Here is a 15,338-nt window from a genome sequence, read left to right on the forward strand (position 1 = left end):
ACCCGACCACCGTCACTCCGCCGGCCGACCCCTCCTCCTCGCCCGATCCGCCGTCGGTCTCGGTGTTGATCTCGGTGGCCGTCATGCGCGTAACCCTAGGGCAGGCCGACGACAGAACACCGGCGAACCACCACCGCGGCACGACCGCGCCGGGCGCCGCGGCACCATCGCGTCGCGTGCCGCACCCGCGGGCGGTCCACGTAGCATCGGGGGCGTGGCAGACAGCGCGCCCCAGGGCGATCGGTCCGGCCCGGCTCAGCCGGGGATCCTCATGGGACGCCCGTTCGGCATCCCCATCTACGTCTCACCGACCTGGTTCATCGTGGCGATCGTCATCACCGTCATGTTCGAACCCCAGGTCGCCCAGCACGTCCACCGGCCCGTGAGCTACCTCGTGGCCCTCGCCTACGCCGTGCTGCTGTACGCCTCGGTCCTCGTCCACGAGATCGGCCACTCCGTCGTCGCCCGCTGCTTCGGCCTGCCCGTCCGCGCCATCACCCTCCACATCCTCGGCGGCGTCTCCGAGATCGAGGAGGAGCCCCGCACCCCCGGCCGCGAGTTCCTCGTCGCCGCCGCCGGCCCCCTCCTGTCCCTCGGCCTCGCCGTCGGCGGCTACGCCGTGCTCCTCCTCGTGCCCATGCCCGACGTCACCGTCCTGCTCATCGAGGCCCTCACCCTCGCCAACCTCCTCGTCGGCGTGTTCAACCTCCTGCCCGGCCTGCCCCTCGACGGCGGCCGGCTCGTCCGCGCCGCCGTCTGGAAGATCACCGGACGCCGGCGCACCGCCACCGTCGCGGCCGGCTGGGCCGGTCGCGCCGTCGCCGTCGCCGTGCTCATCCTCGGCGCCGCGCTCTCGGCCACCGGCGGCGGCGACCGCTGGCTCACCGTCATCTGGGCCGCGCTCGTCGCCTCCTTCATCTGGGTCGGCGCCGGCGAGGCCATCCGCGTCGCCCGCATCCGCGACCGCATCCCCCTCCTCAACGCCCGCGCCCTCGCCCGCCGCGCCGTCCGCGTACCCCAGAACACCCCCCTCGCCGAGGCCGTACGCCGCGCCCAGGAGGCCGGCGCCGGCGCCATCGTCGTCGTCGACCACGACGACGACCCCATCGGCATCGTCAGCGAGACCGCCGTCGCCGCCACGCCCGAGCAGCGGCGGCCCTGGGTCGACACCGCCGCCCTCACCCGCACGCTCGACCCCGGGATGGTCCTGCCCGCCGACATCGCCGGCGAGGACCTCGTCGCCGCCGTCAACCGCGCGCCCGCCTCCGAGTACCTCCTGGTCGAGCCGACCGGCGAGATGTACGGCGTGCTCGTCGCCCAGGACCTCGCCAAGACCTTCACCCGAGCCTGACGGAGGCCGCACCACGGGCCGGGGCGCCCAGGCCCCGTGCCGGGGTCCGGGCGCCTCCCGGACCTCGATAGCCTTGACCCATGACCGAACCGATCGCCGGCTCCGCCATGCCCGCAGCCCCGCACGGGCCGTTCCGCCCCGGCGACAGGGTTCAGCTCACCGACCCCAAGGGACGGGTCAACACCGTCACCCTCCAGCCCGGCAAGCTCTACCACAGCCACAAGGGCGCCATCCCGCACGACGACATCATCGGCAGCCCCGAGGGCAGCGTCTTCCGCTCCACCGGCGGCACCGAATACCTCGCCTTCCGGCCGCTCCTCGCCGACTACGCGCTCCGCATGCCCCGCGGCGCCGCCGTCGTCTACCCCAAGGACGCCGCCCAGATCGTCACCATGGCCGACATCTTCCCCGGCGCCCGCGTCGTCGAGGCCGGCGCCGGCTCCGGCGCGCTGACCTGCTGGCTCCTGCGCGCCGTCGGCGAACACGGCCTGGTCTCCTCCTACGAACGCCGCGAGGACTTCGCCGAGATCGCCCGCACCAACGTCGAGACCTACTTCGGCGGCCCGCACCCCGCCTGGCGCCTCACCCTCGGCTCCCTCGAAGACGCCCTCTCCGACACCGACGTCGACCGTGTCGTCCTCGACATGCTCGCCCCCTGGGAATGCGTCGACGCCGTCGCCAAGGCCCTCGTCCCCGGCGGCCTCGTCTGCGCCTACGTCGCCACCACCACCCAGCTGTCCCGCGTCGTGGAGAGCCTGCGCGAGCACGGAGCCTTCGCCGAGCCGTACGCCTTCGAGACCCTCCTGCGCTCCTGGCACGTCGAAGGCCTCGCCGTACGCCCCGACCACCGCATGGTGGGTCACACCGGCTTCCTCGCCACCGCGCGCCGCCTCGCCGACGGCGTGCGCCCCCCGGTGCGCCGTCGCCGGCCCGCCAAGGGCGCCCAGACCGCCGAGGCCCCCGAGCCGCCCGCACCGCTCGACTGACCGCGCCCCCGGCGCGTGCCCGCCGTGACCGCGCCGTTCCCGTCCGTGCCGCTCCGGCGTGCCCCGCCCCGCGCGGCGCGTACCCGCCTCACGGCGGCCACGGACCCGGTCCGGCCTCCGGAAGCGGCCCACTGTGGTTTTTCACACGTGCGGCCGCCACCCCGCCATATGGCCTCCGACCTGCGAAGGCATCCGATTTCCGCACCTCGTCGCCGCCCCGCCACGACACGAGTACCCGTTGGCCATGTTACGGAGGCGCTCCGGATAGGTAGGGTTTCAGTTAGGTCGTCGTCTCTGCCTGAGGAGGTGACGAGCGTGGCCGCTCGTGACGATGCCGGGGCGCGGAAGGCGCAGCACGAAAAGGAGGTCCGCGACCTCCAGACGCAGATCTCCTTCCTCGAGGAGGAGATCTCCGTGCTGCGCCGAAAGCTCGCGGAATCCCCCCGACAAGTACGTGTACTCGAAGAACGCCTACATGAGGCGCAGGCAAGCCTGGCCGCGGTTACGGGCCAGAACGAACGCCTCGTGGCGACTCTCAAGGAAGCCCGAGAGCAGATCATCGCGCTGAAGGAGGAGGTCGACCGCCTCGCGCAGCCGCCATCCGCCTTCGGAACGTTCCTCGCCGCGCGCGAGGACGGCACGGTGGACATCTTCACCGGCGGACGCAAACTACGGGTGAACGTCAGCCCGGGTATCGAGATCGAGGAGTTGAAGCGCGGCCAGGAGGTCATGCTCAACGAGGCGCTCAACGTCGTCGCCGCACTCGAGTTCGAGACCCAGGGCGAAGTCGTGATGCTGAAGGAGGTTTTCGCCGACGGCGAACGCGCCCTCGTCATCGCGCACGCCGACGAAGAACGCGTCGTCAAGCTCGCCGAGCCCCTGCGCGGAGTCTCCCTGCGCGCCGGCGACTCGCTCATGCTCGACACGCGCTCCGGATACGCCTACGAAAAGATCCACAAGGCCGAGGTCGAAGAACTCGTCCTTGAGGAAGTCCCCGACATCTCCTACCAGGAGATCGGCGGCCTGGGCCCGCAGATCGAGCAGATCCGCGACGCCGTCGAGCTGCCCTACCTCCACGCCGACCTCTTCCGCGAACACCAGCTCCGCCCGCCCAAGGGCGTGCTGCTCTACGGCCCGCCCGGCTGCGGCAAGACCCTCATCGCCAAGGCCGTCGCCAACTCCCTGGCCAAACAGGTCGCGGAGAAGACCGGCGCCGAGGGCAAGAGCTTCTTCCTCAACATCAAGGGACCCGAGCTCCTCAACAAGTACGTCGGCGAGACCGAGCGGCACATCCGCCTGGTCTTCCAGCGCGCACGCGAGAAGGCCTCCGCGGGCACACCGGTCATCGTCTTCTTCGACGAGATGGACTCCATCTTCCGCACCCGCGGATCCGGAGTCTCCTCCGACGTCGAGAACACGATCGTGCCGCAGCTGCTCTCGGAGATCGACGGCGTCGAAGGCCTGGAGAACGTCATCGTCATCGGCGCCTCCAACCGGGAGGACATGATCGACCCGGCGATCCTCCGGCCCGGGCGCCTCGACGTGAAGATAAAGATCGAGCGTCCCGACGCCGAGGCGGCCAAGGACATCTTCTCCAAGTACATTCTCCCCGGACTTCCCCTCCACCCCGACGACGTCAAGGAACACGACGGCTCGGCCGATGCCACGGTCGAGGGCATGATCCAGCGAGTCGTCGAGCGGATGTACACCGAGAGCGAGGAGAACCGCTTCCTCGAGGTGACCTACGCCAACGGAGACAAGGAAGTCCTCTACTTCAAGGACTTCAACTCCGGCGCGATGATCCAGAACATCGTCGACCGGGCCAAGAAGATGGCCATCAAGGACTTCCTCGACAGCGGGCAGAAGGGCCTGCGGGTCAACCACCTGCTCGCCGCCTGCGTCGACGAGTTCAGCGAGAACGAGGACCTGCCCAACACCACCAACCCCGACGACTGGGCCCGCATCTCCGGCAAGAAGGGCGAACGGATCGTCTACATCCGCACGCTCGTCTCCGGAAAGCAGGGCACCGAGGCCGGCCGTTCCATCGACACGGTCGCCAACACCGGCCAATACCTCTGACCCGCACGTCGCGGGCGGCCGGCACCACGCCGGCCGCCCGCGACGACTCGTCTCCGCGGCCGTACCGGTCCCCGGCGAGGCGCGCGCGGGCGTGCACCCGTACCCGGCCGTCAGGCCCGCTCGTCGGCGGACGCCCTCCGCGGTGCCGCGCCCGAGATCGAGATTTCCGCCACACCGGGGCATGACATCGCCGGCGGTCGCGATCGCGACCACCGGTTCCCGGCGGACCGGTACGCCCACGGGACCCATACCCGAGCACCGCCGGCGCTCCCCGCGCCGATTGCCGGGTCTTTACCCTGACCTGGAACGGCCATGGCGACACCGCCCGTCCCGGGGCTCTCCCCGGCATCTGGTTCGGACTCCTCCTGAGCCCGTCCCCACAAGGGGAATCGGGTCACGATCCCGCCGCGCCTCGCAAGACCACGGCGATCGCGCATTAGGCTCGGGTCTATGAGCGTGCGGCGGGTAATGGGAATCGAGACCGAATACGGCATTTCCGTGCCCGGTCAGCCGGGGGCCAACGCGATGGTGACCTCCTCGCAGGTCGTCAACGCCTACCTCGCGGCATCAGCGGCCAAGGCCAGGCGGGCACGGTGGGACTTCGAGGAGGAGAACCCCCTGCGGGACGCCCGCGGGTTCGACCTCGCGCGCGAGGTCGCCGACCCCACCCAGCTCACCGACGAGGACCTCGGGCTGGCCAACGTCATCCTCACCAACGGAGCGCGCCTCTACGTCGACCACGCGCATCCGGAGTACTCCACACCCGAGTGCACCAACCCGCGCGACGCCGTGATCTGGGACAAGGCCGGAGAGCGCGTCATGGCCGACGCCGCCCGCCGGGCCGCCCAGGTCCCCGGCACCCAGCCCATCCAGCTGTACAAGAACAACACCGACAACAAGGGCGCCTCGTACGGCTGCCACGAGAACTACCTGATGAAGCGGGAGACCGCCTTCTCGGAGATCGTCCGCCACCTCACCCCGTTCTTCGTGACCCGCCAGGTCGTCTGCGGCGCCGGCCGCGTCGGCATCGGCGTCGACGGCCGCACCGACGGCTTCCAGATCAGCCAGCGCGCCGACTTCTTCGAGGTCGAGGTGGGCCTCGAGACGACCCTCAAGCGCCCGATCATCAACACGCGTGACGAACCTCACGCCGACCCGGAGAAGTACCGCAGGCTCCACGTGATCATCGGCGACGCCAACATGAGCGAGGTCTCCACCTTCCTCAAGCTCGGCACCACCGGCCTGGTGCTCGCCATGATCGAGGACGGCTTCCTCACCGTCGACCTGTCCGTCGACATGCCGGTGGCGACGCTGCGCGCCGTCTCCCACGACCCGTCCTGCAAGCACCTGCTCACCCTGCGCGACGGGCGCAAGATGACCGCCGTGCAGCTGCAGATGGAGTACCTCGAGCAGTCCCGCAAGTACGTCGAGGACCGCTTCGGCGCCGACGTCGACGAGATGACCACCGAGGTCCTGGACCGCTGGGAGTCGGTCCTGCACCGCCTCGGCGAGGACCCCATGCAGCTGTCGGGCGAGCTCGACTGGGTCGCCAAGCTCGAACTGCTGGAGGGCTACCGCAGCCGCGACGGCCTCGACTGGTCCCACCCGCGGCTCCAGCTGGTCGACCTGCAGTACTCCGACGTTCGCCCGGAGCGCGGCCTGTACAACCGTCTCGTGGCGCGCGGGCGCATGAAGCGCATCGCCACCGACGCGGAGGTCGACGCCGCCATCGAGGACCCGCCGGAGGACACGCGGGCCTACTTCCGCGGCCGGTGCCTGCGGCAGTACGCCGACTCGGTGGCCGCGGCGTCGTGGGACTCGGTCATCTTCGACGTCCCGGGCCGGGAGTCGCTCCAGCGGGTGCCGACCCTGGAGCCGCTGAGGGGCACCAAGACGCACGTGGGCGCCCTCCTGGACCGCTGCCGTACGGCCGCGGACCTGGTGACCGCCCTGACGGGGGAGTAGCGCCCAGAGGGGCCCAGAACGCGCCGGTCCGTACGGGGAGCGGCCCCGGGGCCGGCGTGCCATCGACGGTGGAAGGCGGCCGGCGGAACATCCCGGTACGGCCGTCCGTTCACGATCAATGCACAGTCGTGACCGGTATGACCGTTTCGCGGGGATCGCCGGTGGTGATAACGCCGTCATGAGGCCGATCGCCGATCACGGTGGAACACGGTGAGTGATCCACTGGTTGTCGGCGGGCGACGATAGAGTCGAGGTCTCTCGGCAGGAGTGGAGGCTCAGCATGGCGACGAGGGACACCGGCGGGCAGCGGCAGACGACCCGGCGTGAGGAAGAGGTCGACGAGACCCAGACCGCCCCCAGCGAAGACGTCCAGGAGCGGAACGAGAAGCTCACCGACGATGTCGACGCCATTCTGGACGAAATAGACGAAGTTCTCGAAGAGAACGCAGAGGAATTTGTCAGGTCATACGTGCAAAAAGGCGGCCAGTGAGGCATATGTCCGATTTAAACTCGGGCAAAGATCGCTGCAGGGACTGCGGCGAGGTCAAGTCCGCGTCGGAGTTCTGGCGTCGTAAGCAGTCTCCGGATGGACTGTCGCTCTACTGCAGAGCGTGTTTCGGCTTGCGCAATGCCGCCGGTTACCGAAAGCGTCAGGCGGCGATAGGTAAGACGCCGCGCGCCTATCGCCGCCACTCGGCTGTACCGGATGGACTGAAATACTGCGCCCGTTGCGCGGAGACGAAGCCGCTCGCCGACCTTGGTCGCAACCGGGCGGATCCCAGGGGCCTGGCGACTTACTGCAAACCCTGTCACAACAGGGTGATGGCTGAGATCAAGGCGAAGAACCACGGCAGCGTGCGCTCATGGGAGATCGGGCAGATCGGCGGGCATGACCTCGCCGTCCCTCTTGCGTTCGCGCGCGACGACTCCGGGGACCCGTGGGAGTTCGACGTCGACGTGGCCGATCCAGGGCCGGTCGAGCCGCGCTTTCCCGTTCTCGACCTCTCCGATCTCCGAGACGACGCCCCCAGGCCCACCGGGCCGCCGCATCCCGCGGAGTACGCCCTCCTCTGATCAGTGGCGCGGCGGTGGTCGCCGACGCCGCTGATCGCGGACCGGCAGAGTGGCGGTCGGCTCGTCCCGATCATGTGCCCCCGCCGAGTGGCGCCGGTGGCCCGCCGTCTGTGAGTTTCTGAGAGTTTCGGCCGGGCGTGATTCCGGCAAGGAATGCAGGTGAATCCGCCGGCAGCAGGACCATGGCGTTGACTTCGGGCGGCATCGGTTCGCCATGGTCGCCGTTCCGGGCGGACGGGGCCCTCGGTTCACAGGGCGCACTCGCACTCGTGCAGATCTCTCCCAGAAGAGCGGATCACCGTGAGGTGGTGCGCGCGCCGACGGCGCGCGGTCCGTACCCGATCGGCTCTGGAGAGATCGTGATCGAAGTCTGTGGACTCACCAAGCGTTACGGCGATGTTCTGGCCGTCGACGACCTGACGTTCGCCGTCCGTCCGGGGGAGGTGACCGGGTTCCTCGGCCCGAACGGAGCCGGGAAGTCGACCACGCTGCGGATGATCCTGGGCCTGGACGCCGCCAGTTCCGGGACGGCCACCGTCGGCGGGCGCCCGTACGCCGCGCAGCCGGCGCCGCTGAAGGCCGTCGGCGCGCTGCTGGACGCGGGTGCGGTGCTGCCCAACCGTACGGCGTACCACCATCTGCTGGCCCTCGCGGCCGGCAACGGGATCTCGCGCGGCCGGGTGGCGGCGGTGCTGGCGGAGGTGGGGCTGGACGGCGTCGCCCGCCGCAGGACCGGGACGTTCTCGCTCGGTATGCGGCAGCGGCTCGGCATCGCCGCGGCGCTGCTGGGCGATCCTCCGGCACTCGTGTTCGACGAGCCGCTCAACGGGCTCGACCCGGAGGGGATCGTCTGGATCCGCGGGCTGATGCGGCGGATGGCCGCCGAGGGGCGCGCCGTGCTGGTGTCGAGCCATCTGATGAGCGAGATGGCGCTCACCGCCGACCACCTCATCGTCATCGGCCGCGGCCGGCTGATCGCGGACACCGCCATGAAGGTGTTCATCGACGCGCACTCCGGCCACGAGGTCCTGGTACGCGGCCCGCAGGTGGAATCGCTGCGCCGGATGCTGCCGCCGGTGGCGGAGGCGCGCCCGGACGGCGCGGACGGCCTGGTGGTGACCGGGATGGACGCGGCCGGGCTCGGGGCGCTGGCCGCGGCCGGCGGAGTGGAGCTGCACGAGTTGACGCCACGAGAGCCGTCGCTGGAGCAGGTGTTCATGGACCTGACCCGCGACGCCGTCGAGTATCAGGCGGAGACCGGTGAGAAGGAGACGAGCCGATGAGCCCGGGCGCCGCGCGAACCCGGACGGCGGTACGGAAGGAGCCGGCGCGGGATCGTCCGCGGGGGTTCCGGATGACCCTCCGCCCGGCGGGCCGGGCGACGTTCGCGCACTGCCTGCGCGCCGAGTGGATCAAGATCCGTACCATGCGGTCGACCGTCTTCCTCGTCGTCGGCACCCTGGCGTGCTGCGTGGGCCTCGCCTCGCTGAACGGCGCGTCGGCCGGGGGCGAGTACGCGACCATGACGGCCGCCGACCGGGCCGCCTTCGATCCGCTGGCCACCAGCCTGCGCGGCTATCTGCTGGCGCAGATCGCCCTCGGCCTGCTGGGCGGCCTGATGATCACCGCCGAGTACGGGGCCGGCACGATCGTCGGCACGCTGACCGCCGTGCCGCACCGGGCCCGGGTGCTGGCCGCCAAGGCGGTGGTGCTGATCGCGGTCGCGCTGCCGGTCGGGCTGCTGGTGTCCTTCAGCGGCTTTCTCGTCGGGCAGGCGGCGCTGGCGGGTGCGGGCGCCCCGCACCCCGGGCCGTCCGATTCTCTGGCGCTGCGGGGCATTCTGGGCGGTGCGCTCTATCTGGCGCTCGCGGGTCTGCTCGGGCTGGCGATCGGCACGGTGATCCGTAGTACGACGGCCACGGTGACTACCCTGTTCGGCGCGATGCTGATCGTGCAGGCGTTCGCGCCCGCTCTGCCCGGCGCGGTCGGCGACTGGGTGGCGAAGTACTGGCCGCCCATCGCGGGCGGCCAGATCATCACCGGCTACCGAGATCCGGCGTTGCTGGACCCCTGGTCCGGGCTGGCGGTCATGGCGGGGTGTGCCGCGGTCCTGCTGGGCGTGGCGTTCATCGTCTTCCGCAGGCGAGACGCGTAGCCGGGCCGGGCGCGGGCCGGGTGCGGCCGGGGAGACCGAGGGCGGACGATCAGGCGGGATGGGGCGGATGACGACATCGGAACGGCTGCTGGTCGTGGAGGACGAGCCGACGCTGCGCGAGCTGCTGTCCGCGAGCCTGCGGCTGGCCGGATTCGCCGTGGTCCCGGTCGCGACCGGCGCGCAGGCGCTGGCGGCGGTGCGGGAGCAGCGTCCCGATCTGATCGTGCTGGACGTGATGCTGCCCGACTTCGACGGCTTCGAGGTCGTCCGCCGGCTGCGGGGGATGCCTTCGTCTCCGGCGGCGGGGCATCCGCCGGTGCTGTTCCTCACGGCCCGCGACGCGCCGGAGGACCGGATCAGCGGGCTCACGGCGGGCGGTGACGACTATGTCACGAAGCCGTTCAACCTGGAGGAGCTGGTCCTGCGGATCCGGGCCATTCTGCGCCGTACGAGCGGCCGGCAACCGGACGGCCGGTTGGTCGTCGGCGATCTGGAGCTGGATCCCGGCAGCCACCAGGTGACCCGGGGCGGGCGGTCGGTGCAGCTTTCCCCGACCGAGTTCAGCCTGTTGCGGGTGCTGATGGAGAACGCCGGGCAGGTGCTGTCGAAGTCCCAGCTCCTGGAGCTGGTCTGGAGGTATGACTTCGGGGGCGATGACAGCATCGTGGCCTCCTACATCAGCTATCTGCGGCGCAAGGTGGACCGGGGCGAGCCGAAGCTGATCCATACGGTGCACGGCACCGGCTACGTCCTGCGCAGGCCCCGGTCGTGAGCGCGAGCGCCGCGCGCCGGCTGCGCGGTCGCCTCTCGCTGCGCGGCCGGCTGCTGGCGATCGCGCTGCTGCTGCTCGTCGTCGCCCTGCTCGGCAGTGACGGCCTGGTCGTCGCACTGCTCCAGCGCGACCTGGTGCATCAGCTGGACGACCGGCTCCGCGCCGCCGCGACGGTCGCCGCGCGCCTTCCGGCCCTGCCGGACGTCGCGGGCGATCAGGTTCCGGAGGTGCGCGAGACGGTGGAGCAGCAGTTGTCCGGTGAGGTCTATGTCGCCTACCTCGACCCGGAGGGCCGGGTGCGGCGGGCCGTCCGGCCGGTCTCACGGCATGCCCCCGAGCTGCCCCGGCTCGACGCCGCGGCGGTCGGCGCACGCCGCCACCGGCCGTTCGAGGTCCCCGCCGTCGGCGGCGGCGAGGGCTGGCGGGTGATCGTCATGCCGGGCCCAGGCCGGAAGCCGGGCGGAGCGGAGACCGTGGCCGCCGACGGCGGCAGCGTCGTCGTCGCCGGTTCGCTCTCCCAGGCCGGTGCGACGATCAGACAGCTCGGCGTACGGGTGCTGGTGATCGACTCTTTGGTGCTGGGGCTCCTCGGCGTGGCCGGCTGGTTCGCCGTACGGGCGGGGCTGCGCCCGCTGCGCCGGATCGAGACGACCGCGGCGGCCATCGCGGACGGCGACCTTTCGAGCCGGGTTCCCGAGCTGGCCGCCTCGCGTACCGAGCTGGGCCGCCTGGCCGCGGCGCTCAACGGCATGCTGGAGCGGATCGAGGGAGGCGACGCCGCGCGGGCGGCCACCGCGGAGCGCATGCGCCGCTTCGTCTCCGACGCCAGCCATGAGCTGCGCACACCCCTGTTCGGCATCAAGGGGTTCACCGAGCTGTACCGGATGGGCGGCATGCCGGAGCGCGCCGACGTCGACGGTGCGATGAACCGCATCGAGCGGGAGGCGGCACGTCTGGTCCGGCTGGTCGAGGACCTGTTGCTGCTCGCCCGCCTCGACGAGCACGCCGCCGCGGCGGATCTCCCGCTCCGTCTCACCCCCATGGATCTGCGGACGCTGGCCGCCGACGCCCTGCACGACCTGCGCGCTCTGGATCCCGGGCGTCCCGTCGCCCTCACCGGCCCGGGCGGCGGCCCGCCGGGTGGCGCGCCCGTGCTCGGTGACGAGGCGCGGCTGCGCCAGGTGACCTCGAACCTCATCGGGAACGCGGTCGCCCACACCCCGCCCGGCACCCCGGTCCGGATCGGTGTCGGCACCCGGGACGGCCTGGCGGTGCTGGAGCTGCGTGACGAGGGTCCGGGGCTGTCTCCCGAGCAGGCGGCGCGGGTCTTCGATCGCTTCTACCGCGCGGACGGCGCCCGGGGCCGTGCCGAGGGCGGGGGTGCGGGCCTGGGCCTGGCGATCGTCGCCTCTCTGACGGCGGCCCACCACGGCCGGGTGGAGGTCCACACGGCCCCGGGCGAGGGCGCGACCTTCCGCGTCCTGCTCCCCCTTCACGGTTGAGCAGGACGCGGATCACGAAGAGAGGGGACCGGCCTGGGCGCCGTGCGAGAGACGGTGGGGGATGCGATCCACATCCGGCGGGTTAGGCCGGGTTCGCCGTGAGCGGACGGGGGGAGGGATCATGACGCATGCACGCGATGGTGCCCTGACAGTAGGGTCTGGTTAGCGGGGGCGATCGCGTCCGCTGCAGTGGAAGGAGTCGTGTGACGTCGCAAGGTTCCGCGCCGGGGCGTCTGCCGGGCGCGTTCGCGAGCCAGAGCCCCTCGTCGTTCACCGAGTTCCTGGCGGTGCATTCGCCGAACATGTTGCCGGGGAATCGGGAGTTGCCGGCGGGGGCGTCGGCGGGTGAGCACTTCCCCCACGGTACGACGATCGTGTCGGTGACGTTTCCCGGTGGTGTGGTGATGGGCGGGGACCGGCGGGCGACCGCGGGTAATGTCATCGCTCAGCGTGATATCGAGAAGGTCTTCCGTGCCGATGAGTACTCCGCGATCGCGATCGCGGGGACGGCGGGTATCGGTTTGGAGGTCGTGCGGTTGTTCCAGGTGGAGCTGGAGCATTACGAGAAGATGGAGGGCCGTACGCTTTCGCTGGAGGGTAAGGCGAACCGGCTGGCGACGATGGTGCGGGGCAATCTCGGCATGGCGATGCAGGGGCTGGTGGTGGTGCCGCTGTTCGCGGGTTATGACGAGGAGCGTGACGGTGGCCGGATCTTCAGTTATGACGCGGCCGGTGGTCGTTATGAGGAGCATGAGTTCCACAGCATCGGGTCGGGTTCGGTGTTCGCGCGTGGTGCGTTGAAGAAGCTTTTCCGGCCTGATCTGTCGGAGGAGGAGGCGGTTTTGGCCTCGATCCATGCGTTGTACGACGCGGCCGATGATGACTCCGCGACGGGTGGTCCTGACCTGACGCGCCGGATCTTTCCGGTGGTCGCGGTGGTGACGGCCGACGGTTACCGGCGGTTGCCGGCGGAGCGGGTGGGTGAGCTGGCGGAGTCGGTCGTGCAGGGGCGGATGGGTGCCCCGGGCGGCCCGCCGGCGCCGTTGCGATGATCAGCCGACCAATGACGATCGAGTAGTGAGGAACGCCACCGGTGTCCATGCCGTTCTACGTGTCGCCCGAACAGGCGATGAAGGACAAGGCCGACTACGCCCGCAAGGGCATCTCACGGGGCCGCAGCGTGGTCGTGCTGCAGTACGCCGACGGCATCCTGTTCGTGGCGGACAACCCGTCGCGGGCCCTGCACAAGATCAGTGAGATCTACGACCGGATCGCGTTCGCGGCGGTCGGCAAGTACAACGAGTTCGAGAATCTCCGGCAGCAGGGCGTGCGGTACGCCGACGTGAACGGCTACATGTACGACCGTCGCGACGTCACCGCGCGGGGCCTGGCCAACGCGTACGCGACGGCGCTGGGCACGGTGTTCACCGAGTCGAACAAGCCGTTCGAGGTGGAGCTCGTGGTCGCCGAGGTGGGCGCGGACGTGGCGTCGGACCAGATCTACCGGCTGACGTTCGACGGTTCGGTCGCCGACGAGCAGGGTTACGTCGCGATGGGCGGTCAGGTCGATCAGGTGGCGTCGGCGCTGAAGGACCGCTTCGAGGAGGGCCTGCCGCTCGCGCGTGCGCTGGGCGTGGCCGTGCACGCGCTGGAGCAGCAGGACGCGGACCGCCATCTGGAGGCGGGTCAGCTGGAGGTGGCGGTGCTGGACCGCAACCGGGACCACCGGTTGTTCCGCAGGCTGACGGCGGCGCGGATCAAGCAGCTGCTGGAGGAGGCGGAGCAGGCCGGTGGGGCGGCGCCGGAGGACGGCGCCTCCGAGGATGGTGCCTCCGAGTAAGACCGAAGCGGCACCCGTCGTGATCGTCGCAGGTCACGGCGGGTGCCGCGTGTTTTTGATCTACAATGTAAAGGCGCCGGGCGAGGTCACGGCGGGTTCATGCGTACGGCAGGCGACCGGATGTGGCGCTCTCGTGACCGGTACACCTGGGCTTGATCTCTACCAACCGCGGTCCTCTGACACATAGCCTTGCGGTGTGGACAGGCGCATCTTCGGGTTGGAGAACGAGTACGGCGTTACGTGCACCTTCCGCGGGCAGCGGCGGTTGTCACCTGATGAGGTGGCCCGCTACCTGTTCCGCCGGGTGGTGTCGTGGGGCCGTAGCAGCAACGTGTTCCTGCGCAACGGGGCACGGCTGTACCTCGACGTCGGAAGTCATCCTGAGTACGCGACGCCCGAGTGTGACAGCGTCGATGAGCTCGTCGTGCACGACAAGGCGGGTGAGCGGATCCTCGAGGGTCTCCTGGTGGACGCCGAGCGGCGGCTGCGCGAGGAGGGGATCGCGGGGGACATCTATCTGTTCAAGAACAACACCGACTCGGCCGGCAACTCCTATGGCTGCCATGAGAACTACCTGGTCGGACGGCACGGTGAGTTCGGCCGGCTGGCCGACGTGCTGATCCCGTTCCTGGTGACGCGTCAGATCATCTGCGGGGCCGGCAAGGTGCTGCAGACGCCGCGCGGCGCGGTCTACTGCGTGAGCCAGCGCGCGGAGCACATCTGGGAGGGTGTGTCGTCGGCGACGACGCGGTCCCGGCCGATCATCAACACGCGGGACGAGCCGCACGCGGACGCGGAGCGGTTCCGGCGGCTGCACGTGATCGTCGGTGACTCGAACATGAGCGAGACGACGATGCTGCTCAAGGTCGGGGCGACCGACCTGGTGCTGCGCATGGTCGAGGCCGGTGTGGTGATGCGCGACCTGACGCTGGAGAACCCCATCCGGGCGATCCGCGAGGTCAGCCACGACATGACGGGGCGGCGCAAGGTACGCCTGGCGAACGGGCGGGAGGCCAGTTCGCTGGAGATCCAGTCGGAGTACCTGGACAAGGCGCGCGACTTCGTGGACCGGCGCGGCGCGGACCCGGTGGTGCTGCGGGTGCTGGACCTGTGGGAGCGCACCGTACGCGCGGTCGAGACCGGCGATCTGGACCTGGTGGCGCGCGAGATCGACTGGGTGACGAAGTATCAGCTGATCGAGCGGTACCGGCAGAAGTACGACCTGCCGCTGAGCTCGCCGCGGGTGGCGCAGCTGGACCTGGCCTACCACGACGTGCACCGCGGGCGGGGGCTGTACTACCTGCTGGAGCGGCGCGGGTCGGTGGACCGGGTGGCGCGTGACCTGGCGATCTTCGAGGCGAAGTCGGTGCCGCCGCAGACGACGCGTGCGCGGCTGCGCGGGGAGTTCATCCGGCGGGCGCAGGAGAAACGCCGGGACTTCACGGTGGACTGGGTGCACCTGAAGCTGAACGACCAGGCCCAGCGCACGGTGCTGTGCAAGGACCCGTTCCGTTCGGTGGACGACCGTGTCGACAAGTTGATCGCGGGAATGTGACCGCGTTCTCACGCTACCTTTAGGTGCCTGCTACAAGGTTGGGTGCGTTCGTGCTGTCG

General features: G+C 70.4%; 13 protein-coding genes. All 13 read left to right on the plus strand.

Features of this window, described 5'->3' with window-relative positions; all coding sequences use genetic code 11:
* Nucleotides 1–214: 214 nt before the first annotated feature.
* A complete protein-coding gene (locus OG417_RS28380) occupies nt 215–1,351 on the plus strand; it encodes a site-2 protease family protein (RefSeq protein WP_329234696.1) in 1,137 nt (378 codons plus the stop codon).
* Nucleotides 1,352–1,431: 80 nt separating this feature from the next.
* The gene (locus OG417_RS28385; RefSeq protein WP_329234699.1) at nt 1,432–2,337 is read left to right on the plus strand and encodes a tRNA (adenine-N1)-methyltransferase; all 906 of its coding nucleotides are present in this window, start codon (nt 1,432–1,434) and stop codon (nt 2,335–2,337) included.
* Between the two features lie 306 nt (nt 2,338–2,643).
* Nucleotides 2,644–4,416, plus strand: coding sequence for a proteasome ATPase (gene arc / locus OG417_RS28390; RefSeq protein WP_329234702.1), 1,773 nt, complete (start codon nt 2,644–2,646; stop codon nt 4,414–4,416).
* Between the two features lie 450 nt (nt 4,417–4,866).
* A complete protein-coding gene (gene dop, locus OG417_RS28395) occupies nt 4,867–6,381 on the plus strand; it encodes a depupylase/deamidase Dop (RefSeq protein WP_329234705.1) in 1,515 nt (504 codons plus the stop codon).
* A 280-nt stretch (nt 6,382–6,661) separates the two neighbouring features.
* The gene (locus OG417_RS28400; protein ID WP_285583207.1) at nt 6,662–6,871 is read left to right on the plus strand and encodes a ubiquitin-like protein Pup; all 210 of its coding nucleotides are present in this window, start codon (nt 6,662–6,664) and stop codon (nt 6,869–6,871) included.
* Nucleotides 6,872–7,203: 332 nt separating this feature from the next.
* The gene (locus OG417_RS28405) at nt 7,204–7,455 is read left to right on the plus strand and encodes a hypothetical protein (protein WP_329234708.1); all 252 of its coding nucleotides are present in this window, start codon (nt 7,204–7,206) and stop codon (nt 7,453–7,455) included.
* A gap of 359 nt (nt 7,456–7,814) precedes the next feature.
* Nucleotides 7,815–8,738: an ABC transporter ATP-binding protein gene (locus OG417_RS28410; protein WP_329234711.1), complete on the plus strand. Its 924-nt coding sequence runs from the start codon at nt 7,815–7,817 to the stop codon at nt 8,736–8,738.
* A gap of 71 nt (nt 8,739–8,809) precedes the next feature.
* Complete coding sequence (locus tag OG417_RS28415; protein WP_329234715.1) at nt 8,810–9,610, plus strand: ABC transporter permease; 801 nt, start codon at nt 8,810–8,812, stop codon at nt 9,608–9,610.
* Nucleotides 9,611–9,677: 67 nt separating this feature from the next.
* Nucleotides 9,678–10,382, plus strand: a complete 705-nt coding sequence (locus tag OG417_RS28420) for a response regulator transcription factor (RefSeq protein WP_329234717.1) — start codon at nt 9,678–9,680, stop codon at nt 10,380–10,382.
* Nucleotides 10,379–11,884 (plus strand): sensor histidine kinase, encoded by a 1,506-nt coding sequence (locus OG417_RS28425; RefSeq protein ID WP_329234720.1) that lies wholly within the window; start codon nt 10,379–10,381, stop codon nt 11,882–11,884. Before OG417_RS28420 ends, OG417_RS28425 begins: the two co-directional genes overlap by 4 nt.
* A 302-nt stretch (nt 11,885–12,186) precedes the next feature.
* Entirely contained in the window at nt 12,187–12,936 is a 750-nt protein-coding gene (prcB, locus tag OG417_RS28430; RefSeq protein WP_442875769.1) for a proteasome subunit beta, read from the plus strand.
* 47 nt (nt 12,937–12,983) lie between these two features.
* Complete coding sequence (gene prcA, locus OG417_RS28435) at nt 12,984–13,724, plus strand: proteasome subunit alpha (RefSeq protein ID WP_329262668.1); 741 nt, start codon at nt 12,984–12,986, stop codon at nt 13,722–13,724.
* Between the two features lie 196 nt (nt 13,725–13,920).
* Complete coding sequence (gene pafA / locus OG417_RS28440) at nt 13,921–15,279, plus strand: Pup--protein ligase (RefSeq protein ID WP_329234726.1); 1,359 nt, start codon at nt 13,921–13,923, stop codon at nt 15,277–15,279.
* Nucleotides 15,280–15,338 lie beyond the last annotated feature (59 nt).

The organism is Actinoallomurus sp. NBC_01490 (assembly GCF_036227085.1).
In the GTDB taxonomy this organism is placed as follows: domain Bacteria; phylum Actinomycetota; class Actinomycetes; order Streptosporangiales; family Streptosporangiaceae; genus Actinoallomurus; species Actinoallomurus oryzae.

Bases quoted from the DNA above. Each gene is read 5' to 3' on its own strand.
- OG417_RS28415 (WP_329234715.1), top strand. From the start codon at position 8,810: ATGACCCTCCGCCCGGCGGGCCGGGCGACGTTCGCGCACTGCCTGCGC.
- dop (WP_329234705.1), top strand. From the start codon at position 4,867: ATGAGCGTGCGGCGGGTAATGGGAATCGAGACCGAATACGGCATTTCC.
- OG417_RS28405 (WP_329234708.1), top strand. From the start codon at position 7,204: ATGGCTGAGATCAAGGCGAAGAACCACGGCAGCGTGCGCTCATGGGAG.
- prcA (WP_329262668.1), top strand. From the start codon at position 12,984: ATGCCGTTCTACGTGTCGCCCGAACAGGCGATGAAGGACAAGGCCGAC.
- prcB (WP_442875769.1), top strand. From the start codon at position 12,187: ATGTTGCCGGGGAATCGGGAGTTGCCGGCGGGGGCGTCGGCGGGTGAG.
- OG417_RS28420 (WP_329234717.1), top strand. From the start codon at position 9,678: ATGACGACATCGGAACGGCTGCTGGTCGTGGAGGACGAGCCGACGCTG.
- OG417_RS28385 (WP_329234699.1), top strand. From the start codon at position 1,432: ATGACCGAACCGATCGCCGGCTCCGCCATGCCCGCAGCCCCGCACGGG.
- OG417_RS28400 (WP_285583207.1), top strand. From the start codon at position 6,662: ATGGCGACGAGGGACACCGGCGGGCAGCGGCAGACGACCCGGCGTGAG.